Origin of the sequence: Delftia sp. WSY_7 (assembly GCF_043104845.1) — a bacterium.
Taxonomy (GTDB): domain Bacteria; phylum Pseudomonadota; class Gammaproteobacteria; order Burkholderiales; family Burkholderiaceae_C; genus Comamonas; species Comamonas tsuruhatensis.
In genome coordinates, this window is record NZ_JBICLB010000005.1 from 233102 (window position 1) to 258929 (window position 25828).

The window sequence follows — 25828 nt, forward strand, 5'->3', positions numbered from 1 at the left end:
AAGCCACCCTTGGGTGGCTTTTTTTCGCCCGTACCGGACTGCCAGCGCACTGCCCGGGCATGCCACAAGGCCAGGGGCATGTGATGTGTGGTCGAATGGACACATCTTTCACATCCGGAAAACCGCGCCTGCGCCCGCTTCTCCGCCTTGCCTATGAGTCTGTCCCAAAGTCTGCTGTTGATCGTCGCACTGATACTGACCAGTGCCTTCTTCTCCGTGGCCGAGATCTCGCTGGCCGCCTCGCGGCGCCTGCGGCTTCGGCAGATGGCGGAGGACGGGGAGCCACGCGCCGAACAGGTCATGAAGATGCAGGCCCAGCCGGGCGAGTACTTCACGGTCACGCAGATTGGGCTGAATGCCGTCGCCATCCTGGGCGGCGTGGTGGGCGAAGGGGCATTGACGCCCTATCTGGCCGAATTGCTCATGCTCTGGCTGCCCGAGAGCCGGGCACAGACCGTGGGCTTTCTGCTCTCGTTCGCCACCGTCACCTCGCTGTTCATCCTCTTTGCCGACCTGCTGCCCAAGCGCCTGAGCATGGCCGAGCCCGAAGCCCTGGCCATCCGCGTGCTGCGCCCCATGCTCTGGTGCATGGCCGTGCTCAAGCCCCTGGTCTGGTGCTTCAACCACCTGGCGGACGCCGTTGCCAAGCTCTTAGGCTTGCCCACGGTGCGCGACGACCGCATCACGCACGAAGACATCCTGGCCATGACCGAAGCTGGCGCGCGCGCCGGCGTGCTGGCCGCGAAGGAGCAGCAGGTGATCGCCAACCTGTTCGAGCTGGACTCGCGCACCATCGGCTCGGCCATGACGCAGCGCGACCGCATCGCCTACTTCCACCGTGACGACCCCGACGAACTGATCCGGGTCCGCATTGCCGAAGAACCTTTTTCCACCTACCCCGTCTGCGATGGCGACATCGACCACATCGTCGGCTATGTCGATGCCAAGGACCTGTTCCAGCGCGCGCTGAACAACCAGCCCCTGTCGCTCATGGACGACTCCCTGGTGCACAAGGTGCTGGTCGTGCCGGACCGCCTGACGCTGGCCGAGGTGCTGGAGCAGTTTCGCCAGGTGCATGAGGACTTTGCCGTCATCGTCAACGAATACAGCCTGGTGGTCGGCGTGGTCACGCTCAATGACGTGATGAGCACGGTGATGGGCGGCCTGGTTAGCCCGGGCGACGAGGAGCAGATCCTGCGCCGCGACGAGAACTCCTGGCTGATCGACGGCGTCACGCCGGTCGAGGATGTGATGCAGGCCCTGGAACTCGACGAGCTGCCCCACGCCGAGGACTACGAGACCCTGGGCGGCTTCCTCATGGTGATGCTGCGCCGCATTCCCAAGCGCACCGACACCGTGCAATGGGGCGGCTACCGTTTCGAGGTCATGGACGTGGACAGCTACCGCATCGACCAGGTGCTGGTCACGCGCATGTCCGCCAGCAGCCCGGCCGCGCCGCCCAACGCCGGCGACACGGCAGCGGCCGTGGCCAAGGTATCCAGCATGTCGTCGGAGACGTCGTCCTGACGGACAACGCAGAACAGCAGCCGCGCAGCCGCTCGGCGGCGCTGCGCGGCCCTCAAGCCGAGCGCGAGGGCTCTATCTCCCAGCGCCGCTGCGCAGCGAACACCGCATTCGGGTACTGGGGCTGTCCCCGGCTGCCGTTGTAGCGGCCCAGCGCCATGTAGGCATCGCCTTTTTCGCGGTCCAGATAGTGGCGCAGGATCACGCAGCCAAAGCGCAGATTGGTCTGCATGTGAAACAGCTTGCCGATGTCTCCATCGCCGATCAGCCGCATCCAGAACGGCATGATCTGCATGTAGCCGCGTGCACCCACGCTGGAGATGGCGAACTTGCGGAACGCGCTCTCCACCTGCACCAGCCCCATCACCAGAGAGACTTCCAGGCCGGCACGCTTGGACTCGTACCAGACGGTTTGCAGGAACTCCAGCCTCGTCGCCAGCTCCGGCTTGCGCGAACGCAGGCGCTCGCTGCTGGCCGTGAGCCAGCGAAGGTAGTCCAGCCGGGCCTCGGTGGAGGCAAAGCGCAGCTCGGGCGGCGCCGATCCAGTGACGGCGGAACTCAGCGCAGTGCGCACCGAATCGGCCAGCGGCTCCTCCAGCTGGCCACCGGCCCAGGCGGGCGCGACCAGCCCGCCGAGCAGCGGTGCCGAGCCCAGCGAAGCCGCCAGGCGCAGGCAATCGCGTCGCGTCACCACGGGCGCCTGGCTCACAGGCCCAGCCTTTGCTTGAGATGGCCCAGCACATCGGCGGCGGCCAGCTTGGTCGCTTCCGTGTCGCGGCGATGCTGGTACTCGAGCTGTCCTTCCTTGAGGCCCCGGTCGGACAGCACCACGCGGTGCGGCACGCCAATCAGCTCCCAGTCGGCAAACATGGCGCCCGGACGTTCGCCACGATCGTCCAGGATCACGTCCACACCCAGTGCCAGCAGCTCGGCATGCAGCTTCTCGGCAGCTTCCTTCACGGGTTCGCTGCGGTCCATGCCGATGGGGCAGACCACCACGGTGAAGGGCGCAATCGCGTCGGGCCAGATGATGCCGCGCTCGTCATGGTTCTGCTCGATGGCTGCAGCGGGCAGGCGCGTCACGCCAATGCCGTAGCAGCCCATTTCAAACAGCGAGGGCTTGCCGTTCTCGGCCAGGAAGGTGGCGTTCATGGCCTGGGAGTACTTGGTACCCAGGTAGAACACATGGCCGACTTCAATTCCGCGCTCAATGGCCAGCTCGCCTGCGCCATCAGGAGACTTGTCGCCAGCCACCACGTTGCGCAGGTCGGCCACCACATCAGGCTCGGGCAGGTCGCGGCCGAAGTTCACGCCGGTGATGTGGAAGTCGGCCTCGTTCGCGCCGCAGACCCAGTCGGCCATCACGGCGACCTCGCGGTCCACGACCAGCTTCACGGGCTGCTTCAGGCCGATCGGGCCCAGGTAGCCGGGCTGGCAACCGAAGTGCTCCTCGATTTCGGCCACAGTGGCAAAGCGGAAGCCCACGTCCAGGCCCGGCACCTTGGCCACCTTGATCTCGTTCATTTCATGATCACCGCGCAGCAGCAGCAGCCAGATCTGGCTGCCTGCCACCTCGCCCTTGTCGTCGAGCTTGTCGGTGGCCAGCACCAGGGACTTCACCGTCTGCGACAGCGGCAGGCCCAGCTGGGATGCGACAGATTCGCAGGTGCTGTTGCCGGGCGTCGCCACCTTGGTCATCGCCTGGGCCGCAGCGGGACGGGGACCCGCAGGCGCCAGGGCCTCGGCCTTTTCGATATTGGCGGCATAGTCGCTGCTCGGGCAGTAGACGATGGCGTCCTCGCCCGTGGAAGCGATGACCTGGAATTCCTCGCTCAGATCGCCGCCGATGGCACCGCTGTCTGCACGCACGGCACGGTACTGCAGGCCGAAGCGGTCGAAGATGCGCTTGTAGGCCGCGCGCATGGTCTGGTAGCTGACCTGGGCCGCATCACGGTCCTTGTCGAAGGAATAGGCGTCCTTCATGATGAACTCGCGGCCACGCATCAGGCCAAAGCGCGGGCGGCGCTCATCGCGGAACTTGGTCTGGATCTGGTAGAAATTCTTGGGCAGCTGCTTGTAGCTCTTGAGCTCCTGGCGCGCAATGTCCGTCACCACCTCTTCGCTGGTGGGCTGGATCACGAAGTCGCGGCCATGGCGGTCCTTGATGCGCAGCAGCTCGGGGCCCATCTTCTCGAAGCGGCCGGTCTCCTCCCACATCTCGGCAGGCTGGACCACGGGCATGGTCACTTCCACGGCACCGGCACGGTTCATTTCCTCGCGCACGATGGCCTCGACCTTGCGGATCACGCGCAGCCCCATGGGCATGTAGTTGTAGATGCCTGCACCCAGCTTCTTGATCAGGCCGGCCCGCGTCATGAGCTTGTGGCTGACCACTTCGGCGTCGGCCGGAGCTTCCTTGAGGGTGGAGATGAAAAATTGGGAGGCTTTCATGGATCAGGGGCTTCGCGGGAATCGGGGCAGCGTGCTTGCCGCTGGCAAGGCACCGTGCATAATGGACACAATTCAGAAAATTGGGGTTCGATTATGCTTGACCGGGACGGATTTCGCCCGAACGTCGGCATCATCCTGCTCAACCAAAAGAACCAGGTGTTCTGGGGCAAACGCATCCGCACCCACAGCTGGCAGTTTCCACAGGGCGGCATTGACCGGGGGGAGACACCCGAACAGGCCATGTTCCGGGAACTGCATGAGGAAGTGGGGTTGATGCCCAACCACGTTCGCGTGGTCGCCCGCACCCGGGACTGGTTGCGCTACGAGGTGCCAGACCGGTACATCCGCCGCGATGCGCGCGGACACTACAAAGGCCAGAAGCAGATCTGGTATTTGCTGCAGCTCATGGGTCACGACTGGGATTTGAACCTGCGTGCCACCGACCACCCCGAATTCGACGCCTGGCGCTGGAATGACTACTGGGTGCCATTGGACGTGGTGGTGGAGTTCAAGCGCGGCGTCTATGAGATGGCCCTGACCGAACTGGCCCGGTTCCTGCCGCGCGGCGAACAGCAACGCAACCGTTATCTGCGCAGCGGCATGCGCCCCAGGGAAGCCCATGAACAGGGTCCTGAGACATACACTGCGCCGGGTTTGCATCCAGCACGCTCAGGCAGCTTTCGCGTCAATCCCGGCATGGAGTTGCCGCCTGGCGCCTGTTTCGATCCTGATCCACAGTCGGGGCAGCAAGCCCTGCAACCCGATCCAGGCAAGGCCTGAAACCGGGCCAGAGCCATACGCAAAAGCGCACCCGAGGGTGCGCTTTTTCTTGGCCTTGAGGGTCTGGCGCCTCAGTGCCCCGCAATCACCATGTTGTCGCGGTGCACCATCTCCGGGCCTGCGGAATAGCCCAGCAGGCGCTCGATCTCCACCGAGCTTTTGCGACACAGCAGCCGCGCCTCGGCACTTGCATAGTTGGCCAGCCCACGCGCCACCTCGATACCCAGGGCATCGCGCACCGCGATCACATCGCCACGGGCGAACTCGCCATCCACATTCACCATGCCGATGGGCAGCAGGCTCTTGCCTTCGTCGCGCAGCTTGGCCACGGCGCCGGCATCCACGGACACGGAGCCGCGCAGTTGCAGATGGTCTGCAATCCACTGCTTGCGCGCCTGGTTCTTGTGCGTCTGCGCCAGGAGCAGCGTGCCGATGGACTCGCCTGCCGCCAGACGCACCAGCACGTCCTGCTCACGCCCCCAGGCGATGACGGTTGAAGCACCCGAGCCCGCCGCGCGCTTGGCCGCGAGGATCTTGGTGATCATCCCGCCCTTGCCAATGGACGAGCCCGCGCCTCCGGCCATCTCCTCCAGCGCCGGGTCGCCGGCATTGGCCACATCGATGAAACGCGCATCGGGATTGCTGCGCGGGTCGGCGCTGTAAAGGCCTCGCTGATCGGTCAGGATGACCAGAGCATCGGCCTCGATCAGATTGGCAACCAAAGCGCCCAAGGTATCGTTGTCACCGAACTTGATCTCGTCGTTGACCACGGTGTCGTTCTCGTTGATCACCGGCACGATGCCCAGCTCCAGCAGCGTCAGCAAGGTGTTGCGCGCGTTGAGATAGCGCTCGCGGTCCGCGAGGTCGGCATGCGTGAGCAGCACCTGCGCACTGCCCATGCCCTGTTCGCGCAACTTGGACTCGTACATCTGTATCAGGCCCATCTGCCCCACGGCCGCAGCGGCCTGCAGTTCATGAATCTCCTTGGGCCGTGCAATCCAGCCCAGACGCTTCATGCCTTCGGCCACCGCGCCGCTGGAGACCATGATCACCTCGCGCCGCCGGCCTCCATGGCTTTCATCCCCGCGCACCAGGGCCGCCAGCTGGCGGCTCCATTCCTGGATCGCGGCCTCATCAAGACCGCGACCTTCATTGGTCACCAGGCTGGAGCCGACCTTGACCACGATGCGATGGGCATCACGCAACAAGTTGGAAGACATGGATGGATAGTGATTCTTGCAGCGCAGGCCGAGGCAGACCCCGCCGCTGTTGTGATCAAGGCAATGGGTGGGACAGGCCGCTCTTACTCGGAATCGCGGGGAGCAAAACGCGGGTCGGTAAGATCCACGCCATCACCCTCGACTTCGACGAAGCGTGGATCGATTTCCTTGGGACCGGCCTCGATCTGCTGCTGTTCATGCACATGCTTGTAGATGGTGCGGATCAGCACTTCGCAGCCTTCGCGCGTCAGGGCGGAAATCTCGAACACCGGACCCTTCCACTTGAAGCGCTTGACGAAGTCCTTGACGCGTGCGGCGCGCTCCTCGGCCGGCACCATGTCCAGCTTGTTGAGCACCAGCCAGCGCGGCTTGTTGTACAGCTCGGCATCGTACTTCTGCAACTCGCCCACGATGGCCTTGGCCTGGGCCACGGGATCCACGCTGTCATCGAACGGCGCCAGGTCCACCACATGCAGCAGCAATCGGGTGCGCTGCAGGTGACGCAGGAACTGGTGGCCCAGGCCGGCACCTTCCGACGCGCCTTCGATCAGCCCGGGGATATCGGCCACCACAAAGCTTTGCTCGGCGGCAACACGAACCACGCCCAGATTGGGATGCAGCGTGGTGAACGGATAGTCGGCAATCTTGGGACGCGCATTGGAGACTGCGGCGATGAAGGTGGATTTGCCCGCATTGGGCATGCCCAGCAGACCCACGTCGGCCAGAACCTTGAGCTCCAGCTTGAGGTTCTTGCGCTCACCGGGCCAGCCAGGCGTCTTTTGCCGTGGCGCGCGGTTGATGGCGCTCTTGAAGCGCAGGTTGCCGTAGCCGCCATCCCCGCCCTTGGCAATGGTCACCACCTCGCCGGGCGTCAACAGTTCGTAGAGCACCTCCCCGGTTTCGGCATCGCTGATGATGGTGCCAACCGGCATGCGCAGCGTGATGTCGTTGCCTGCGGCACCGAACATGTCCGAGCCCTTGCCGTGCTCGCCGCGCGTGGCATCGTGGCGACGCGAGAAGCGGTAGTCCACCAGGGTGTTGAGATTGACGTCGGCCACCGCGTAGACATGGCCTCCACGGCCGCCATCTCCTCCATCGGGACCACCGAATTCCTTGTATTTTTCGTGCCGGAATGACACGCAGCCATTGCCGCCATCACCGGCAGCAATGTCGATATAAGCTTCGTCGACGAACTTCATGAGGCATCCAGTTTACAAAAAGCAGTGTGCACCAGACAGCCCCAGGCCACACCTCAGAGACGGAAAAGGGGACGAGCGCACGATGCACCGCCCTCCTGAAACGACAAAGCCCCGACAGGTCGGGGCTTCGAGCGTCGAAGTGACAGAGCTTAGGCAGCCGTCACGTTGACCGTGTGCTTGGACAGTGCACCCTTGACAGCAAACGACACGTGGCCGTCCACCAGAGCGTACAGGGTGTGGTCCTTGCCCACGCCGACGTTGTCGCCGGGGTGGAACTTGGTGCCACGTTGGCGCACGATGATCGAGCCGGCGGTGATCAACTCACCACCAAAAGCCTTCACGCCGAGCATTTTGGGCTTGGAATCGCGCCCGTTTCGCGTAGAGCCGCCGCCTTTTTTCTGTGCCATGACTCAGCTCCTGGATTAAGCAGCGATCGCCACGATCTGCAGCTCGGTGAACTGCTGGCGATGGCCTTGGCGCTTCTGATAATGCTTACGACGGCGCATCTTGAAGATGTGCACTTTGTCGTGCTTGCCGTGAGCAACCACGGTTGCCTTGACAGACGCACCGGACACCAGAGGTGTGCCGACCTTGATTTCAGCGCCGTTGCCGACTGCCAGAACCTGATCGATCACAACTTCTTGGCCTACGTCCGCAGCAATCTGTTCTACCTTGATCTTTTCGCCAGCTGCAACGCGATACTGCTTGCCGCCGGTTTTTATGACTGCGTACATTTAAACCTCTTGAATTTGAGAGTTCCGCGAACGAATTTCCACGGAAGCCGGAGATTCTAGCACGCACTCACATTCCTTGCATGAAGCGCTCCCCTCCTTCGCCCAAACAACCGCCAGAGCGGGCCGCAGGCAGGGTCGCTCTTCCTATAATTGACGATCCACTTGGCGCCCGCAGTACCTTGACCACAGCTCTCTCCACCCCCAATCCGCTTGCCCTGATCACTGACGACATGCGCGAGGTGGATCATGTGATTACCCAGCGCCTGACGACCTCCGTCCCGCTGATTGCCCAGATCTCCCAGTACATCATCGCTGCAGGCGGCAAGCGCCTGCGGCCCGCCCTGCTGCTCATGGTCTGCAATGCATTGGGATACGAAGGAAAGGACAGGCATGTCCTGGCTGCCGTGGTCGAACTGATTCATACAGCCACCCTGCTGCACGACGACGTCGTGGATGAATCCACGCTGCGTCGCGGCCGCCCGACGGCCAACGAGACCTTCGGCAATCCGGCCAGCGTGCTGGTCGGCGACTTCCTGCACTCGCGCTCCTTCCAGATGATGGTGGAAGTCGGCAGCATGCGTGTGCTCAAGATCCTCTCGGACGCCACCAACGTGATCGCCGAGGGCGAGGTCCAGCAACTCATCAACACGCATGATGCCTCGCTGGACGAAGCCGGCTACCTGCACGTCATCCGCTCCAAGACCGCCCAGCTCTTCGAGGCCAGCGCCCAGTTGGGCGCCGTGCTGGCCGACGCGCCCCGCGAAATCGAGCAGGCCTGCGCCAGCTATGGCCAGGCGCTGGGCACGGCCTTCCAGATCATTGACGACGTACTCGACTACGCAGGCGATGCCCAGGAAATGGGCAAGAACCTGGGCGATGACCTGCGCGAAGGCAAATGCACCCTCCCCCTGATTGCCGCCATGCAACGCGGCACGCCTGAGCAGGCCGCCATTGTGCGTGCCGCCATCGAACAGGGCTCCACCGAGCAACTGACCGCTGTAGTGGATATCGTGCGCAGCACAGGTGCGCTGGACGTGGCACGCGAGGCCGCACATGCCGAGGCACGCCGCGCCATCGACGCAATAAATGTGCTCCCAAGCAATTTGCATACGGCAAGTTTGCTACAATTGGCGTCTCAGCTTTTGGAGCGACGCACCTGATTCAGGCTGCTCGCTTTTTCTACAAAAGCAACGGGGTGTAGCTTAGCCTGGTAGAGCGCTACGTTCGGGACGTAGAGGCCGGAGGTTCGAATCCTCTCACCCCGACCATCTGGTCATTCCATCTCCATCACACCATTGCGCCAGGTTCAAGACCCAGGCGTGTAACAGTGTGTCTGGCATTCCAAGTGCTCAGTGATGATAGGATAAATGTCCTTTCCTCTCACACGTCTTGCTACATGGCTGTTGCTGACTCCTCGCTCAAGAATGCATCCGCTGTCGCATCGCTTCCCGGCATCGGGCGGGCCTTGATTTCAGCAGGCAAGGTATCGCAACAGGCAGCGGAAGCGGCTGCCGGCAAGGCCGCCACCAATCGCACCTCGTTCATTGCAGAACTGAGCGTCGCCGGCACCCTCTCTGCCCTGGAAGTGGCGGAGACGGTTTCCACCATGTTCAGCGCGCCGCTGCTCGATCTTGATGCGGTCGACGCCATGCGCCTGCCGCAGGATCTGCTGGACGCCAAGATCATCAGCACCTATCGCGTCCTGCCTCTGAGCAAGCGCGGCAACCGCCTCACGGTGGCCACCGCCGACCCGACGCAGCAGGAAGCCGCCGAGCAGATCAAGTTCACCACCCAGTTGGGCGTGGACTGGATCATCGTCGAGGCCGACAAGCTGGAGCGACTGATCGCGCAGCAGAACAAAAGCGCCAGCGAGGCCATGGACAGCTATGGCGGCAGCGGCGACTTCGAGTTCGGCGACCTCAAGCCTGATGAGGTGGCAGAGGAAAAGGACAACTCGGCCGCAGCAGACGTCGAAGATGCGCCCATCGTCAAGTTCCTGCACAAAATGCTGCTCGACGCCTTCAACATGCGCGCGTCAGACTTGCATTTCGAACCCTACGAGCACCAGTACCGGGTGCGCTTTCGCATTGACGGCGAGCTGCGTGAAATTGCATCGCCGCCCATTGCCATCAAGGAGAAGCTGGCCTCGCGCATCAAGGTGATCTCGCGCATGGACATCTCGGAAAAGCGTGTCCCGCAGGACGGGCGCATGAAGCTCAAGGTCGGCCCGGACCGCGTCATCGACTTTCGCGTCAGCACGCTGCCCACGCTTTTCGGCGAGAAGATCGTGATCCGTATCCTGGACCCGAGCTCGGCCAGGATGGGCATCGACGCCCTGGGCTATGAACCCGAGGAGAAGGCACGCCTGCTTGAAGCCATCAGTCGCCCCTACGGAATGATTCTGGTCACAGGCCCCACCGGCTCGGGCAAGACAGTGTCGCTGTACACCTGCCTGAACCTGCTGAACAAGGCCGGCGTGAACATCGCCACGGCGGAAGATCCTTCGGAAATCAACCTGCCCGGCGTCAACCAGGTCAATGTGAACGAAAAGGCCGGCCTCACCTTTGCCACTGCGCTCAAGGCTTTTCTGCGCCAGGATCCCGACATCATCATGGTCGGTGAAATCCGCGATCTGGAAACGGCCGACATCTCGATCAAGGCAGCGCAAACCGGCCACTTGGTGCTGTCCACCCTGCACACCAATGACGCACCGACCACGTTGACGCGCATGCGCAACATGGGCATTGCGCCCTTCAACATCGCATCGAGCGTGATCCTGATCACCGCCCAGCGCCTGGCCAGACGCCTGTGCCCTCAATGCAAGGAGCCGGCTGACATTCCGCGGGAGGCCCTGATCGATGCAGGCTACGACGATGCGGACATTGACGGCAGCTGGGTCACCTACAGGCCCGTCGGCTGTCCGGCATGCAACAACGGCTACAAGGGCCGCGTAGGCATCTATCAGGTGATGCCTATCAGCGAGGAAATCCAGCGCATCATCCTGCAGGACGGCAGTGCGCTGGAGATCGCCGCACAGGCCAAGCGCGAAGGCGTGCGGTCGCTGCGTGGATCGGGTTTGCACAAGGCCAGACAGGGACTGACCTCGCTCGAAGAAGTGCTGGCAGTCACCAATGAGTAAATAGCGCGGACAGCGCAGACAACAAACGAGGGAGCACGATGGCCACAGCCGCGTCCAAGGGAATCAAGGAATTTGTCTTCGAATGGGAAGGCAAGGATCGCAACGGCAAGATCATCCGAGGCGAGACCCGGGCCGGGGGCATCAACCAGGTCCAGGCCATGCTGCGCCGCCAGGGCGTGCTGCCCAGCAAGATCAAGAAGCGCCGCACACGCGGCGGCAAGAGAATCAAGCCCAAGGACATTGCGCTGTTCACCCGCCAGATGGCAACGATGATGAAGGCGGGCGTCCCGCTGCTTCAGGCCTTCGACATTGTCGGACGGGGCAACACCAACCCCAGCGTGACGCGCCTTCTGGCCGATATTCGCGCCGACGTGGAGACCGGCACCTCGCTGAACGCAGCCTATCGCAAGCACCCCATGTACTTCGATAGCCTCTACTGCAATCTGGTGGAAGCGGGCGAAGCGGCCGGTATCCTGGAAGCCCTGCTGGACCGCCTGGCCACGTACATGGAGAAGACCGAGGCCATCAAGTCCAAGATCAAATCGGCGCTGATGTACCCGATCTCGGTCATCGTCGTGGCCTTCATCGTCGTGACCATCATCATGATCTTCGTGATCCCGGCCTTCAAGGAAGTGTTCAGTTCGTTCGGCGCTGACCTGCCGGCGCCGACGCTTTTGGTAATGGGCATCAGCGATGTCTTTGTCCAATGGTGGTGGTTGATCTTCGGCGTGATTGGCGGCGGTCTCTACTTCTTCATGCAGGCCTGGAAGCGCAACGAGCGCATGCAGCAATTCATGGACCGTACGCTGCTGAAGGTGCCGGTCTTTGGCGTGCTGATCGAGAAATCCTGCGTCGCACGCTGGACGCGCACGCTGTCGACCATGTTTGCCGCGGGCGTCCCATTGGTCGAGGCACTGGATTCTGTCGGCGGCGCATCCGGCAATGCCGTGTATGCCAATGCCACGGAAAAGATCCAGCAGGAAGTCTCCACCGGCACCAGTCTCACCGTGGCCATGACCAATGCCAATGTCTTTCCGTCCATGGTGCTGCAGATGTGCGCCATCGGCGAGGAATCCGGCTCCATCGACCATATGCTGGGCAAGGCGGCCGATTTCTATGAAGAAGAGGTCGATGACATGGTGGCTGGCCTGTCCAGCCTGATGGAGCCCATCATCATTGTTTTCCTGGGCACCCTCATCGGCGGCATCGTGGTTTCGATGTATCTGCCCATCTTCAAGCTGGGCCAGGTGGTCTGATGGTTTTGGAACTCTGGATGCAGGCTGCATTGGGCGGCCTGCTGGGCCTGTTGGTTGGCAGCTTTCTCAACGTGGTGGTGCATAGGCTGCCCCGCATGATGGAACAGCAATGGAATGCGGAATGCGCCCAATGGGCGCAAGAGCAATCTTCATCCTCCGCCACGCCATCGCCCGCCACAGCGCCGCCGCCTGCCGAGGCGCCCCTGAGCCTGAGCCGCCCCCGCTCGCGCTGCCCGCATTGCGGCCATGCCATCCACTGGTACGAGAATATTCCCGTGCTCAGTTATCTGGCGCTGCGAGGCCGGTGCTCCGAATGCAAGGCGTCGATCAGCATCCGCTATCCGCTGGTGGAATTGGCCTGCGCCGCGCTGTTTGCCTACTGTGCGGCGCAATGGGGCATCACGCCCACAGGCGCTGCCTGGTGCCTTTTCAGTGCGGCCTTGCTGAGCCTGGCATTGATCGACTGGGACACCACACTGCTTCCCGACGACATCACCCTGCCCTTGCTGTGGGCCGGACTGCTGTCGTCGGCGCTGCACTGGACCGCCGTGCCTCTGGCCGACGCGGTATGGGGCGCTGCAGCGGGCTATCTCTCGCTGTGGCTGGTTTACTGGGCCTTCAAGCTGGCCACCGGCAAGGAAGGCATGGGCTACGGCGACTTCAAGCTGTTTGCCGCGCTGGGCGCCTGGTTCGGCTGGCAGGCACTCGTGCCCATCATCCTGATCTCGTCGGTGATTGGCGCCATCGTGGGCATCGCGTTGAAGATCAACAGCCGCCTGCGTGAGGGCGGCTATGTTCCCTTCGGCCCCTTTCTGGCGGGCGCCGGCTTTGCAGCCATGGTGTTCGGACCGCAGCAGATGCTGCAATCCCTATTGGCGGCCTTGGGCCTTTGATTCAACACTGCGGCATGGCCCCCAGCATCGCCCCGCCCTTGCTTGCACGCCCGTTTCGGCTGGGCCTGACGGGCGGCATTGGCAGCGGCAAGAGCACCGTCGCAGCGCAACTGGGCTTGCGCGGAGCGGCCGTGATCGATGCCGACCAGATCTCTCGCAGCCTCACCGCCCCCGAAGGTGCTGCTCTGCCCGAGATAGCGCGCGTCTTCGGGCCCGAACTGATTGATGCCAGCGGCGCCCTGGACCGCACGCGCATGCGCGAACTGGTCTTTCAGCAGCCCTCGGCACGACAGCAGCTGGAGGCCATCGTCCATCCCCTCGTGGCGCAGCAGACGGCCCGGCAAGTGGAGCAGGCCACAGTGGCTGGGTGCCGACTCATCGTGCATGACATTCCCTTGCTCGTGGAGTCCGGCCGCTGGCCTGCCATGCTTGATGCGGTGCTGGTCGTTGACTGCCGCACCGAAACGCAGATCGCTCGCGTGATCGCGCGCAACGGATTGCCACGCGAGGCGGTGCAGGCCATCATCTCGGCCCAGGCCACACGTGCGGCACGGCTGGCAGCCGCCGACTGGGTGCTCTACAACGACGAGGCCATGACGATAGAGGCTTTGCGCGCATGCACCGATCGAATCTCTGCATGGTTCGGGCTATGATGCACGCCATGGCTTGGCCTGTGCGTGTAATTCAGCATGTGCACGACGTAGACAGCTGATTCCTGTGCACCCCGAGGAGCCCAGCAAGCGTGATCCTGTACGAATATCCTTTCAATGAGCGCCTGAGGACCTACCTCCGGTTGGAACAGCTATATCGCCGCCTGAGCGAGTTGCTGTCGCGCGCTCATTCCATCGATCACCATTTTGCGCTGGTCACCATCTTCGAGATCATGGACGTGGCGGCACGTACCGACCTGAAGACGGACGTGCTCAAGGACCTTGAGCGCCACAAAAGCCTGCTCGACAGCCTGCGCGGCAATCCCGACATTGCCGAGCACATGCTTGACCAGGTCTCACGCCATGTGGAGCAGTGCTTTGCCCAGCTCAATGCCCAGAACGGCAAGGCCGGCCAGACCCTGACTGAAAACGAGTGGCTGATGGCCGTGCGCAGCCGCATCGGCATCCCCGGCGGCACCTGCGGCTTCGACCTTCCGGCCTATCACGCCTGGCAGTTCCATGATCCCCAGATACGCCTGCGCGATCTGGAGGACTGGGCCAGCACCCTGACCCCGCTGGGTCAGTCGCTGCAATTGCTGCTCAAGCTGCTGCGCGAAACCGGCGTGCCGCAATGGGTGGCTGCCGAAAAAGGCGTGTTCCAGCAGGCCATGCCGCCCGGCCGCAGCTTTCAGCTGCTGCGCCTGCGCATAGACCCGTCGTTGAATCTGGTTCCGGAGATCAGCGGCAACCGCCTGCTGGTTTCGGTGCGCCTGCTCCGCCCCGAGAACGGCGCCAAGCCTCAACCCTGCAGCGAAGATGCCTCGTTCGAGGTCACGCTTTGCAGCTGATGGACAAGACGGCCGACATGCCCTCGAGCGCCCCCGCCCCCCAGCCCGCCAGCCTCTCTTCTGCCGGCCCCACGGTGCGCTGCCCGACCTGTGCAGGCCCCAGCCTGTTCGCACCAGCCAACCGTTTCCGCCCCTTCTGCAGCGAACGCTGCCGCCAGATCGACCTGGGCGCATGGGCCAATGAGGAATTCCGCGTGCCTGCACCGATGCCGCCCGAGGATGCGCCCTTCGGCGATCCTCGCACCGAGCCTTGATCAGGCCCGATCAGGCTTTCGGCTGGCCTGCCTCGTAGAACCCGGCATCGAAAGGCAGCCCGCGTTCCTCGCTCAGCCACTGCAGCACCGGATAGGCACCTGGCAGCACCGGATGCACCTGCAGCGGAAGTTGCTGCCAGGCCATCTGCTGGCCTTCACGCATCTCGAACTCCCCGCTCCAGCGCGTGACCTTGCACCAGTGCAGGCGCACCAGGGCATGCGGATAGTCATGCTCGGTCACCTTCCAGACTTCAGCGGCCGCGATCTCTACGCCCAGTTCCTCTTGCATCTCGCGGCGCAAGGCCTGCTCCACGGTCTCGCCGGCTTCGATCTTGCCGCCCGGAAACTCCCAGTAGCCTGCATACGGCTTGCCCGGCGGACGGCTGGTGATCAGCAACGCGCCATCGGACTCGCGAAGCAGCACGCCGACGGCAACTTCGGTGTGCTTGCGCCGCACTGGTGCCTGCGACTCGGCCGCCTCAGCGCGGGCCTTGGGGGAGATTTCTTTTTCAGTCACTTGATCTTTCGCAAAAAAGTCTGCCCAGCCCAGGGCCAGGCAGCAGGTGCTCAGAGTTCAGCCTCTTCAGCCAACCCCTGGACATCGGCGATGCCGGTCTGGTGCTGACTCGGACGCTCGGCACGGCCCGCATAGTCGCGGGCAAACTGGTGGGCCACGCGACCGCTGCGTGAACCGCGCTCCAGCGCCCAGACCAGAGCCTCCGGGCGTGCCGCCTCGATCGTGGCCTGGTCCAGGCCCAGGGCCTCCAGCCACTGTGCCACCACGCGCAGGTACTCGTCCTGGCTGAACGGGTAGAAGCTCACCCACAGGCCGAAACGCTCGGACAGCGAGATTTTTTCCTCGATCACCTCTCCGGGATGCAGCTCCCCATCCTCGCCGCGCTGGTAGGTCAGATTCTCGGACTGGTACTCCGGCAGCAGATGGCGGCGATTGCTGGTCGCATAGACCAGCACGTTCGGGCTGGCGGCGCTGACCGATCCATCCAGAATGGACTTCATGGCCTTGTAGCCAGGCTCGCCTTCCTCAAAGCTCAGATCGTCGCAATAGATGACGAACTTCTCGGGCCGGCCGGCCACCACATCGACGATGTCGGGCAGGTCGGTCAGATCGGCCTTGTCCACCTCGATCAGGCGCAGGCCCTGCGAAGCAAAAGCATGCAGGCAGGCACGGATCAGCGAGGATTTGCCCGTGCCGCGCGCGCCGGTGAGCAGCACGTTGTTGGCCGTGCGGCCGGTCACGAACTGCTCGGTGTTGCGCGCGATCTTGTCCTTTTGCACATCGATGTTCTGCAGGTCGGACAGTTGCATGGCGCCGACATGGCGCACGGGCTCCAGCAAACCGCAGCCGTTGGCGCGCTTGCGATAGCGCCAGGCGATGGCGGTATTCCAGTCTGCGGGGGATTGCAGCGGCTGGGGCAGGATGGCCTCGATGCGCTGCATCAGCTGCTCGGCGCGCTGCACAAGTTGCAGCAAGGGGGCGGCGACGGCTTCTGTGGGCAATGTCATGGATGTCTCTCGAATACGGATCTCACGGCCACCAACGCTGGATATGCCCGGGAATCGAGATGGATCTCATGCCAACGCCAGAGCTTTTGCGCGCCGGCCGCCATTGAAAGCTGGCAGCAGCCAGGCACAAGGCCTGCGGCTGCCGGCGGCACGGTGGGTGGAGAGTCAGGAGCGGTAGTCGGCGTTGATGCTCACGTAGTCGTGGCTCAGATCGCAGGTCCACACGGTCTGCTCGGCCTGCCCTCGGCCCAGTAGCACGCGCACGATGATCTCCTGCTGCTTCATCACGCGCTGGCCGTCTTCCTCCTGATAGGCAGGGTTGCGGCCGCCATTGACTGCGACATGCACATCGTTCAGGTACAGGTCGATCTTGGTCTGGTCCAGATCGTCGATGCTAGCATAGCCCACCGCCGCAAGGATGCGGCCCAGGTTCGGATCGCTGGCAAAGAACGCCGTCTTGACCAGGGGTGAATGCGCGATGGAATAGGCCACGAGGCGGCACTCGGCCTCGGTCTTGCCACCCTCCACCTTGACGGTGATGAACTTGGTGGCGCCTTCGCCGTCGCGCACGATGGCCTGGGCCAGCAGGCGCGACACATCCAGCAATGCGGCCTTCAGGGTCTGGCCTTCGGCGCTGGTCAGCGAAGTGATCTGCGCATTGCCGGCCTTGTGCGTGGCGACCAGCACGAAGGAGTCGTTGGTCGACGTGTCGCCGTCGATGGTCACGCGGTTGAAAGATCCGTCGGCCAGCTCCTTGACCAGAGGCTGCAGCAGCTCAGGTGCGATGGCGGCGTCGGTGGCCAGAAAGCCCAGCATGGTCGCCATGTTGGGGCGAATCATGCCTGCACCCTTGCTGATGCCGGTAATGCTCACGCGCTTGCCGCCAATGTCCACGGCGCGGCTGAAGGCCTTGGGCAGGGTGTCGGTGGTCATGATGCCTTCGGCGGCCGTGCCCCAGTTGTCGGCCTTGGCTGCTGCGATGGCAGCTGGCAGGCCGGCGGCGATGCGATCCACGGGCAGCTCTTCCATGATCACGCCAGTGGAGAACGGAAGGATCTGCTCGGGCTTGAGCTGCAGCAGCGCAGCCAGATCCGCACAGGTGCGACGTGCGCGCGCCAGTCCGTCAGCGCCGGTGCCGGCATTGGCATTGCCTGTGTTGATGACCATGGCACGGATGGCGCCGGACGTCTGGGCCAGGTGCTCGCGGCTGACCTGCACGGGCGCTGCGCAGAAACGGTTCTGCGTGAACACACCCGCCACCGAAGCGCCCTCGTCGAGCAGGAACACGGACAGGTCCTTGCGGTTGGCCTTGCGCACACCGGCTTCGGTGACGCCGATGCGAACGCCGTTGATCGCCAACAGGTCGGCGTGCACGGGAGCGGAGAGATTCACAGGCATTGAGGGGCTTCCTACAGTGAAAGAAAAACGCGCTCCATTATCGGAACAAACCGGGGCGGCACGTATTTCATCGACCTTAAAAAAGAAAACGGCACGGAGTGCATCCGTGCCGTTTTCCGTGTCTTGCGGCGTCTTACGACGCCGGCCGCATCACGACAGCTTGCCGTGGCACTGCTTGTACTTCTTGCCGCTGCCGCAGGGGCAGGGATCATTGCGGCCCACGCGAGCGCCTTCGGGCAACTCCAGCGGCTCGTCTTCGACGGAGCCACCGATGTCGCCATCCGAGGGAGCGCCATAGGTCATGTGCTCCAGGCTGTGGGCGCTGCGCTGCTCCATGGCCTCGGTGGCCTGCTCCACCTGTTCGCGCGACTGCACCTGCACGGTCATCAGCACGCGCGTGACTTCGGTCTTGACCTGGTCGATGAGCTGGCGGAACAACTCGAAAGCCTCGCGCTTGTATTCCTGCTTGGGCTGCTTCTGGGCATAGCCACGCAGGTGGATGCCCTGGCGCAGATAGTCCAGCGCGGACAGGTGGTCACGCCAGTTGGTATCAAAGCTTTGCAGCAGCACGGCGCGCTGGAATTGAGTGAAGTTCTCGCGTCCGATCAGCTCAACCTTGGCCTCGAACACTTCACGGGCAGCCTGCAGCACCTTCTCGAGGATCTCCTCGTCGGTGATGGCATGCGCGGACTGCACTTGCGATTGCAGCGGCAGCTGGATGCGCCATTCGCTTTCCAGCGCCTTTTCCAGGCCGGCCAGATCCCATTGCTCTTCCATGGACTCGGCGGGCACGTACTGGCGCACCAGGTCAGACACCACGTCATCGCGCATCACCGTGATCATCTCGTGCAGGTCCGAGGCATCGAGGATCTCGTTGCGCTGCTGGTAGATCACCTTGCGCTGGTCGTTGGACACGTCGTCGTATTCGAGCAGCTGCTTGCGGATGTCGAAGTTGCGGGCCTCGACCTTGCGCTGAGCGCCTTCGATGGAGCGGGTCACGATGCCGGCTTCGATGGCTTCGCCATCGGGCATCTTCAGGCGGTCCATGATGGCGCGCACACGGTCGCCCGCGAAGATGCGCATCAGCGCATCGTCCAGGCTCAGGTAAAAGCGCGAGGAGCCGGGGTCGCCCTGGCGGCCCGAACGGCCACGCAGCTGGTTGTCGATACGGCGAGATTCGTGGCGCTCCGTGGCGATGATGCGCAGGCCACCCAGGGCCGAGACCTTGTCGTGCTCGATCTTCCAGTCAGCGCGCATCTGTTCGATGCGCTGCTGGCGTTCGGCTTCGGACAGGGATTCATCGGCCTCGACAGCCGCAACCTGCTTTTCGATGTTGCCGCCCAGCACGATGTCGGTACCACGACCAGCCATGTTGGTGGCGATGGTGATCATGCCGGGACGGCCGGCCTGGGCCACGATGTCGGCCTCGCGCTCGTGCTGCTTGGCGTTGAGCACCTGGTGGGGCAGGTTTTCCTTGTTGAGCAGCTCGTCGATGATTTCCGAGTTCTCGATCGAGGTCGTACCCACCAGCACGGGCTGGCCGCGCTCATGGCATTCGCGGATGTCGCGGATCGCCGCCTCGTACTTCTCGCGCGTGGTCTTGTAGACGCGGTCGAGCTGGTCGTCGCGCTTGCTGGGACGGTTGGGCGGAATCACCACGGTTTCGAGGCCGTAGATTTCCTGGAATTCGTAGGCTTCGGTATCGGCCGTACCCGTCATGCCTGCCAGCTTGCCGTAGAGACGGAAGTAGTTCTGGAAGGTGATCGAGGCCATGGTCTGGTTCTCGGCCTGGATGGTCACGCCTTCCTTGGCCTCGACAGCCTGGTGCAGGCCATCGCTCCAGCGCCGGCCCGCCATCAGGCGGCCCGTGAACTCGTCAACGATGACGATCTCGCCGTTCTGCACCACGTAGTGCTGGTCACGGTGGTAGAGGTTGTTGGCGCGCAGCGCCGCATACAGATGGTGGACCAGGGTGATGTTGGCCGGGTCGTAGAGCGAGGCGCCCTCGGCAATCATGCCGGCATGGCCCAGCAGGCGCTCGGCGGCTTCGTAGCCCTGGTCGGTCAGGAATACCTGGTGGCTCTTTTCGTCCACCGTGAAGTCGCCGGGCTTGGTCACGCCTTCGCCCGTGCGGGGATCAGCCTCGCCTTCCTGGCGCACCAGGTTGGGCACGATCTTGTTCATGGCCACGTACATGGCCGTGTGGTCCTCGGCCTGACCGCTGATGATCAGGGGCGTGCGGGCCTCATCGATCAGGATGGAGTCCACCTCGTCGACGATGGCGTAGTTGAGCACGCGCTGAACGCGGTCCCCCGACTCGTAGACCATGTTGTCGCGCAGGTAGTCGAAGCCGTATTCGTTGTTCGTGCCGTAGGTGATGTCGCTGTTGTAGGCGGCCTGCTTTTCCTCGCGCGGCATGTTGGGCAGGTTGATGCCCACCGACAGGCCGAGGAAGTTGTACAGCTTGGCCATCCAGGTGGCATCGCGGTTGGCCAGATAGTCGTTCACCGTCACCACGTGCACGCCATTGCCCGACAGTGCGTTCAGGTAGACCGGCAGCGTGGCGGTCAGCGTCTTGCCTTCGCCGGTGCGCATTTCCGCGATCTTGCCGTAGTGCAGTGCCATGCCGCCCAGCAACTGGACGTCGAAGTGGCGCATCTTCATGACACGCTTGGACCCTTCGCGCACCACGGCGAAGGCTTCGGGCAGCAGGTCGTCCAGCGACTCTCCCTTGGCCACACGCTCCTTGAATTCCTGCGTCTTTGCGCGCAGATCCTCGTCGCTGAGCTTCTCGTAGTCGGGCTCCATCGCATTGATGCGAACGACCGTCTTGCGGTATTGCTTGAGAAGCCGATCGTTTCGGCTGCCGAATAGTTTGGTGAGGAAGTTGGTGGCCATGCGAAAAAGACACACCGCCACCCGCTGAAGCGGACTGCGGTGTGCCTGGAATCCCTAGATTGTTGGATTTCAGATGGGGCCGCTCCACCTGCCTGCAAGTACCCTGCTGGAGAACACATGCGGCCGGGCTGAAGCGAGAACCGAACAATTGATTCTAACTGTCTCTGTCCAACCCTCTTCCAGGCAGGCCGACGCATGCGACCGCAGAGCCCTGAACCCGAATTCCCGGACCCGCGCCGCCCTGCAGATGCTGCTATAACGAGGGTCCCGGCTGGCGCATGCCTACGCTGCCTGACCAGCCTTCAAGCCCATGACCTTCACACGCCGCAATCACGCCGTCACCGCCCTGCACGCTGTCGAGAACTCGCCGACACTGGCCCGGCTCGCCCAGCTCACACGCGACTCCAGCAATCGCCTGACGGCCATCCTGCCCCTGGTGCCGCCGCTGCTGCGCGACAGCCTGCAGGCAGGCCCCATCGAGGGCAGCACCTGGTGCCTGCTGGTGCGCAACAACGCGGCAGCGGCCAAGATACGCCAGCTGCTGCCGGCCATGGCCGCCCACTTGCGCACCAAGGGCTGGGATGTGGCCGAGATCCGCCTCAAGGTCCAGGCCTGACCGGCCACTGAAGAGCGGCTGCTGAAATCGGGGCACGGAAATGAAAAAAGGCCTCCTGAGGAGACCTTCTGGTGCCGGTTGTCGGATTCGAACTGACGACCTACCGCTTACAAGGCGGGTGCTCTACCAACTGAGCTAAACCGGCGAAGCACGCATTCTAGCGCAGAAAAATGCTGCCTCGGACTTTCCCGATGGGGCCAAGCACGCTTGCGGGAGCAACGGCATGTGCGCCGATGCGAAAAACCTACTTGACCAGCTTCAGCGAAGGCCGCGTGCCCGAAGGCGGCGGCGTACGCGGGGGCTCCTCGTCATCACCTTCGCTGTGGATGCTCACCAGCTGCACCACGCGCTCGTCGGATGCAGGCTCGGCCGACACCTCAGCGGCGGCGTCCTGTGGCACAGGCTCATCGGACGCCTGCCCGGGCGAAACATCGTTGTCGGCTTCGGCTTCGGCCTCGGGCTCCGGCGCCGGGAAAGCCATGCCTTGCCCGGTCTCGCGTGCGTAGATGGCCATCACCTGCTCCACGGGCACCATGATTTCGCGGGGCTTGCCGCCAAAGCGGGCCGTGAAGCTGATGAAATCATTGCCCATCTGCAGGCCGCTGGTGGCGTCGTAGCTGACGTTGAGCACGATCTCGCCGTCGCGCACGAACTCGCGCGGCACCTGCACATTGCGGTCCACACGCACGGCGATGTGGGGCGTGAAGCCGTTGTCGGTGCACCACTCGTACAGTGCCCGGATCAGGTAGGGGCGGGTGGAAGTTGCTTCGGGGGCAGTCATGACGATCCCAGGAAATGAGTGGTCTGAGTGGTCGGAACACGAAAACGGGCAGGATGGCGACCGGTTGACCGCCTTCCCTGCCCGCGCAATCAGTCGTCAACCGATGCGAATTACTTGCGCATCACCTTCTCGGAAGGCGTCAGCGCTTCGATGTAGGCAGGGCGCGAGAAGATGCGCTCGGCGTACTTGAGCAGCGGGGCGGCGTTCTTGGACACCTCGATGCCGTAGTAGTCCAGGCGCCACAGCAGCGGGGCGATGGCCACGTCCAGCATGGAGAAGTTCTCGCCCAGCATGTACTTGTTCTTGAGGAACACGGGAGCCAGCTGCGTCAGGCGGTCGCGGATGTGGGCGCGGGCCTTCTCGATGGCCTTTTCGTTGCCCTTGACGTTGCGCTCCTCGAGCGTGCTCACGTGGACGAACAGTTCCTTTTCGAAATTCAGCAGGAACAGGCGCACGCGGGCGCGGTCCACCGGGTCGCCGGGCATCAGCTGGGGGTGCGGGAAGCGCTCGTCGATGTACTCGTTGATGATGTTCGATTCGTACAGGATCAGGTCGCGCTCGACCAGGATGGGCACCTGGCCGTACGGATTCATCACGCTGATGTCTTCAGGCTTGCTGAACAGGTCCACATCGCGGATCTCGAAGTCCATGCCTTTTTCGAACAGGACGAAGCGGCAACGGTGTGAAAAGGGGCAGGTCGTTCCCGAATAAAGCACCATCATGGTGGAGGCTCCTAAAAATCAAAAAGAGTGGGTCGCTCGCGGCGCCCACTCTGCACACAGTTCAGCCGCAGCAATTGCTTGCACGGCCTTCTGCAGTCACGGTTTTATTTGACGTCTTTCCAGAACGCGGCGTTGAGGCGCCATGCGATGAAGATGAAGACCGCCAGGAAAAGCAGCACACCCACGCCAATGCGGGTGCGGCTGTTCTGTGCCGGCTCACCCATCCATTGCAGGTAGTTCACCAGATCGCCAACTGCCTGATCGTACTGCACTGCGCTCATGCTGCCAGGAGAGACCTGCTCCCACCCCTTGAAAACCTGGGTCTTCACACCGTGCTCCTCGGCTTCTTCGAAGATGGCGCGGCGCTCGCCCTGCAGTTGCCACAGCGCATGGGGCATGCCCACGCTGGGGAAGGCCAGATTGTTCCAGCCCGTGGCCTTGGTGTCGTCGCGGTAGAAGGTGCGCAGGAAGGTGTAGAGGTAGTCGGCGCCCGTGCCGTTGTGGCCGGCACGCGAACGTGCGATCACCGTCAGGTCCGGAGGATTGGCGCCGAACCACTCCTTGGCTTCCTTGGGGTTGATGGCCGCCTTCATGGTCTCGCCGACCTTGTCGGTGGTGAAAAGCAGGTTGTCCTTGATTTCCTGCTCGGTCAGCCCGATGTCCTGCAGCCGGTTGAAGCGCATGAATGCGGCCGAGTGGCAGCTCAGGCAGTAGTTGACGAACAGCTTGGCGCCGTTTTGCAGCGATGCCGTGTCATTCGTCTTGCCCGGGGCCTTGTCCCAGGCGATACCGCCTTCGGCAGCCTGTGCACCGGTCACGATGCCCAGGGCCGCGATCAACGTGAGAATCAGTTTCTTCATTGTTGTTCTCTCCAGCTTCAGTGCGGCTTGAACGTCACACGATCGGGAACGGGTTTTGTCTTGCCCAGACGGCTCCACCAGGGCATCAGCAGGAAGAAGCCGAAGTAGAACAGCGTTCCGACCTGGGACACGCGCTCGCCGATGGGCGAAGGCGGCTGCACGCCGAGATAGGCCAGGATCACGAAGTTGATCACGAAGATGCCGTAGAGATACTTGTGCCAGCTCGGGCGGTAGCGGATGGACTTGACCGGGCTGCAATCGAGCCAGGGCAGCGCGAACAGGATGATCACGGCACCGCCCATCACCACCACACCCCAGAACTTGGCATCGATGGACAGCATCATGGCGATGACACCCAGGGCCACCATGGCGACCACGCCCTTGACGGCGGCCGGCAGGCGCGACTTGAGCACGCCAAAGCCCGCGCCCAGCAGCACGCAGGCGATGAGCACATACATCATCTCGCTGGTGATGGCACGCAGCATCGAGTAGAACGGCGTGAAGTACCAGACCGGCGCAATGTGCGAAGGCGTCTTCAGCGGATCGGCCGGGATGAAGTTGTTGTACTCCAGGAAGTAGCCGCCGAACTCGGGCGCGAAGAACACCACGGCCGAGAACAGGAACAGGAACACCGTCACGCCGAAGATGTCGTGCACCGTGTAGTAGGGATGGAAGGGAATGCCGTCCAGCGGATGGCCCTTGGCGTCCTTGGGCGCGTTGGGGCCCTTGATCTCGATGCCATCCGGGTTGTTGGAGCCCACATCGTGCAGCGCCAGCAAGTGGGCCACGACCAGGCCCAGCAGCACCAGGGGCACGGCGATCACGTGGAAGCTGAAGAAGCGGTTGAGCGTGGCATCGCCCACCACGTAGTCGCCACGGATCAGCAGCGCCAGGTCAGGGCCGATGAAGGGAATCGCCGAGAACAGGTTCACGATCACCTGGGCGCCCCAGTACGACATCTGACCCCAGGGCAGCAGGTAGCCCATGAAGGCCTCGGCCATCAGCACCAGGAAGATGGCGCAGCCGAAGATCCAGACCAGTTCGCGCGGCTTGCGGTACGAACCGTACAGAAGACCGCGGAACATGTGCAGATAGACCACGACGAAGAAGGCCGACGCGCCCGTGGAGTGCATGTAGCGGATCAGCCAGCCCCAGGGCACATCGCGCATGATGTACTCCACCGAGGCGAACGCCTTCTCGGCGTCGGGCTTGTAGTGCATCACCAGGAAGATGCCGGTGACGATCTGGATCACCAGCACCAGCAGCGCCAGCGAGCCGAAGATGTACCAGAAGTTGAAATTCTTCGGAGCGTAGTACTCCGACATGTGCACGCGATAGGCGTCGAAAGCCGTGGGAAAACGGTTCTCGAACCAGTTCGTGAGCTTGGCGCCGGCGGGCGCATTCGGATCGATGTCCTTGAATTCGTGGGCCATTGTTCTTGTCTCCCTCAAGCCTTGTCTTCACCAATGAGGAGCTTGGTCTCCGACAGGTACATGTGCGGCGGCACCTGCAGGTTGTCGGGAGCCGGCTTGTTCTTGAAGACACGGCCAGCCATGTCGAAGGTCGAGCCATGGCAGGGGCACAGGAAGCCGCCCTTCCAGTCGCTGGGCAGCGAGGGCTGGGCGCCCGGCTGGAACTTGTCGGAAGGCGAGCAGCCCAGATGCGTGCAGATGCCGACGACGACCAGCACTTCGGGCTTGATCGAGCGGGCCTCGTTCATCGCATAGGGCGGCGTGAACTCTTCAGGGTGGCGCTTGGATTGGGGATCGGCCAACTGGCTGTCCAGTTCGGGCAGCTCCTTGATCTGGTCAGGCGTGCGCTTGATGATCCAGACGGGCTTGCCGCGCCACTCGACCGTGAGCTTCTCGCCGTCCTTGAGGGCGGAGATATCGACCTCCACTGCAGCCCCGGCGGCTTTGGCCTTCTCGGATGGCTGGAAGGTGCTCACGAACGGGACGGCTGTCGCCACGCCGCCCACCGCACCAGCGCACGCCGACGTGATGATCCACGTCCGCTTGCTGGAGTCGATTGGAGTGTCACTCATGGGGTTCCTCGAACTACGTCGCTTGAGTTGGGGTCAA

At 63.1% G+C, this 25828-nt stretch carries 25 protein-coding genes and 2 tRNA genes; 11 read left to right on the top strand and 16 right to left on the bottom strand.

The annotated features are described in order from the left end of the window. The first annotated feature begins 153 nt into the window (after positions 1-153). Positions 154-1527, top strand: coding sequence for a hemolysin family protein (locus ACF8ME_RS02380; protein WP_392415094.1), 1374 nt, complete (start codon positions 154-156; stop codon positions 1525-1527). A 52-nt stretch (positions 1528-1579) separates the two neighbouring features. Here ACF8ME_RS02380 and ACF8ME_RS02385 read toward each other — a convergent pair whose 3' ends face one another. Both ACF8ME_RS02385 and ACF8ME_RS02390 read right to left on the bottom strand, forming a co-directional pair. After that, a complete protein-coding gene (locus ACF8ME_RS02385) occupies positions 1580-2233 on the bottom strand; it encodes a lytic transglycosylase domain-containing protein (RefSeq protein ID WP_392415096.1) in 654 nt (217 codons plus the stop codon). After that, the gene (locus tag ACF8ME_RS02390) at positions 2230-3975 is read right to left on the bottom strand and encodes a proline--tRNA ligase (protein ID WP_047217091.1); all 1746 of its coding nucleotides are present in this window, start codon (positions 3973-3975) and stop codon (positions 2230-2232) included. The genes ACF8ME_RS02385 and ACF8ME_RS02390 overlap by 4 nt, the downstream gene beginning before the upstream one ends. A 93-nt stretch (positions 3976-4068) precedes the next feature. Between ACF8ME_RS02390 and ACF8ME_RS02395 the strand changes: the two genes are divergently transcribed. Then, positions 4069-4755 carry an RNA pyrophosphohydrolase gene (locus ACF8ME_RS02395; protein WP_016445652.1) on the top strand — a complete coding sequence of 229 codons (687 nt, stop codon included), beginning with the start codon at positions 4069-4071 and terminating at the stop codon, positions 4753-4755. Between the two features lie 71 nt (positions 4756-4826). On the opposite strand, the gene proB is transcribed toward ACF8ME_RS02395, so the two are convergent. From proB to rplU, 4 genes are all read right to left on the bottom strand, one after another. Next, positions 4827-5975 (bottom strand): glutamate 5-kinase, encoded by a 1149-nt coding sequence (gene proB / locus ACF8ME_RS02400; protein ID WP_016445651.1) that lies wholly within the window; start codon positions 5973-5975, stop codon positions 4827-4829. A gap of 83 nt (positions 5976-6058) precedes the next feature. Continuing rightward, on the bottom strand, positions 6059-7174 hold the full coding sequence (gene cgtA / locus ACF8ME_RS02405) for an Obg family GTPase CgtA (RefSeq protein ID WP_016451026.1): 1116 nt from the start codon (positions 7172-7174) through the stop codon (positions 6059-6061). Between the two features lie 149 nt (positions 7175-7323). Continuing rightward, complete coding sequence (rpmA, locus tag ACF8ME_RS02410; protein WP_012207283.1) at positions 7324-7581, bottom strand: 50S ribosomal protein L27; 258 nt, start codon at positions 7579-7581, stop codon at positions 7324-7326. Between the two features lie 15 nt (positions 7582-7596). After that, positions 7597-7908, bottom strand: a complete 312-nt coding sequence (rplU, locus tag ACF8ME_RS02415; RefSeq protein ID WP_012207284.1) for a 50S ribosomal protein L21 — start codon at positions 7906-7908, stop codon at positions 7597-7599. A 230-nt stretch (positions 7909-8138) separates the two neighbouring features. On the opposite strand from rplU, the gene ACF8ME_RS02420 reads away from it, so the two are divergent. The 8 genes from ACF8ME_RS02420 (at position 8139) to ACF8ME_RS02455 (ending at position 14948) form a co-directional block, all read left to right on the top strand. Continuing rightward, complete coding sequence (locus ACF8ME_RS02420) at positions 8139-9068, top strand: polyprenyl synthetase family protein (protein ID WP_392415491.1); 930 nt, start codon at positions 8139-8141, stop codon at positions 9066-9068. Positions 9069-9099: 31 nt separating this feature from the next. Continuing rightward, positions 9100-9176: transfer RNA gene (locus ACF8ME_RS02425), tRNA-Pro, on the top strand. Positions 9177-9304: 128 nt separating this feature from the next. Beyond that, positions 9305-11047: a type IV-A pilus assembly ATPase PilB gene (gene pilB / locus ACF8ME_RS02430; protein ID WP_034364744.1), complete on the top strand. Its 1743-nt coding sequence runs from the start codon at positions 9305-9307 to the stop codon at positions 11045-11047. A gap of 38 nt (positions 11048-11085) precedes the next feature. After that, positions 11086-12303, top strand: a complete 1218-nt coding sequence (locus ACF8ME_RS02435; RefSeq protein WP_047326532.1) for a type II secretion system F family protein — start codon at positions 11086-11088, stop codon at positions 12301-12303. Continuing rightward, positions 12303-13196 (top strand): A24 family peptidase, encoded by an 894-nt coding sequence (locus ACF8ME_RS02440; RefSeq protein WP_016445609.1) that lies wholly within the window; start codon positions 12303-12305, stop codon positions 13194-13196. Before ACF8ME_RS02435 ends, ACF8ME_RS02440 begins: the two co-directional genes overlap by 1 nt. A gap of 14 nt (positions 13197-13210) precedes the next feature. After that, positions 13211-13849, top strand: coding sequence for a dephospho-CoA kinase (gene coaE / locus ACF8ME_RS02445; protein WP_154833620.1), 639 nt, complete (start codon positions 13211-13213; stop codon positions 13847-13849). Positions 13850-13938: 89 nt separating this feature from the next. Next, positions 13939-14694: a cell division protein ZapD gene (gene zapD / locus ACF8ME_RS02450; protein ID WP_016445607.1), complete on the top strand. Its 756-nt coding sequence runs from the start codon at positions 13939-13941 to the stop codon at positions 14692-14694. Continuing rightward, complete coding sequence (locus ACF8ME_RS02455) at positions 14694-14948, top strand: DNA gyrase inhibitor YacG (protein ID WP_016451023.1); 255 nt, start codon at positions 14694-14696, stop codon at positions 14946-14948. The genes zapD and ACF8ME_RS02455 overlap by 1 nt, the downstream gene beginning before the upstream one ends. A 10-nt stretch (positions 14949-14958) precedes the next feature. Here the strand turns inward: ACF8ME_RS02455 and ACF8ME_RS02460 are convergent, their stop codons facing one another. The 4 genes from ACF8ME_RS02460 to secA form a co-directional block, all read right to left on the bottom strand. After that, on the bottom strand, positions 14959-15465 hold the full coding sequence (locus tag ACF8ME_RS02460; protein ID WP_016445605.1) for a (deoxy)nucleoside triphosphate pyrophosphohydrolase: 507 nt from the start codon (positions 15463-15465) through the stop codon (positions 14959-14961). A gap of 50 nt (positions 15466-15515) precedes the next feature. Then, positions 15516-16472 carry an ATP-binding protein gene (locus ACF8ME_RS02465; protein ID WP_392415099.1) on the bottom strand — a complete coding sequence of 319 codons (957 nt, stop codon included), beginning with the start codon at positions 16470-16472 and terminating at the stop codon, positions 15516-15518. A gap of 165 nt (positions 16473-16637) precedes the next feature. Then, on the bottom strand, positions 16638-17870 hold the full coding sequence (gene argJ, locus ACF8ME_RS02470; protein WP_392413501.1) for a bifunctional glutamate N-acetyltransferase/amino-acid acetyltransferase ArgJ: 1233 nt from the start codon (positions 17868-17870) through the stop codon (positions 16638-16640). 150 nt (positions 17871-18020) lie between these two features. Beyond that, entirely contained in the window at positions 18021-20768 is a 2748-nt protein-coding gene (secA, locus tag ACF8ME_RS02475; RefSeq protein ID WP_016451020.1) for a preprotein translocase subunit SecA, read from the bottom strand. 310 nt (positions 20769-21078) lie between these two features. On the opposite strand from secA, the gene ACF8ME_RS02480 reads away from it, so the two are divergent. Beyond that, positions 21079-21384, top strand: coding sequence for a hypothetical protein (locus ACF8ME_RS02480; protein WP_016445601.1), 306 nt, complete (start codon positions 21079-21081; stop codon positions 21382-21384). A gap of 69 nt (positions 21385-21453) precedes the next feature. Here the strand turns inward: ACF8ME_RS02480 and ACF8ME_RS02485 are convergent. The 6 genes from ACF8ME_RS02485 to petA form a co-directional block, all read right to left on the bottom strand. Then, positions 21454-21529 (bottom strand) — tRNA-Thr (locus tag ACF8ME_RS02485). Between the two features lie 99 nt (positions 21530-21628). Then, a complete protein-coding gene (locus ACF8ME_RS02490) occupies positions 21629-22165 on the bottom strand; it encodes a ClpXP protease specificity-enhancing factor (RefSeq protein ID WP_392415101.1) in 537 nt (178 codons plus the stop codon). Between the two features lie 110 nt (positions 22166-22275). After that, the gene (locus tag ACF8ME_RS02495) at positions 22276-22887 is read right to left on the bottom strand and encodes a glutathione S-transferase N-terminal domain-containing protein (protein ID WP_012207298.1); all 612 of its coding nucleotides are present in this window, start codon (positions 22885-22887) and stop codon (positions 22276-22278) included. A 104-nt stretch (positions 22888-22991) separates the two neighbouring features. Continuing rightward, on the bottom strand, positions 22992-23747 hold the full coding sequence (locus ACF8ME_RS02500) for a cytochrome c1 (protein WP_016445599.1): 756 nt from the start codon (positions 23745-23747) through the stop codon (positions 22992-22994). Positions 23748-23764: 17 nt separating this feature from the next. Then, complete coding sequence (locus ACF8ME_RS02505; RefSeq protein WP_392415103.1) at positions 23765-25180, bottom strand: cytochrome bc complex cytochrome b subunit; 1416 nt, start codon at positions 25178-25180, stop codon at positions 23765-23767. A gap of 14 nt (positions 25181-25194) precedes the next feature. Further along, positions 25195-25791, bottom strand: coding sequence for a ubiquinol-cytochrome c reductase iron-sulfur subunit (gene petA, locus ACF8ME_RS02510; RefSeq protein WP_016445597.1), 597 nt, complete (start codon positions 25789-25791; stop codon positions 25195-25197). Between the last annotated feature and the right edge of the window lie 37 nt (positions 25792-25828).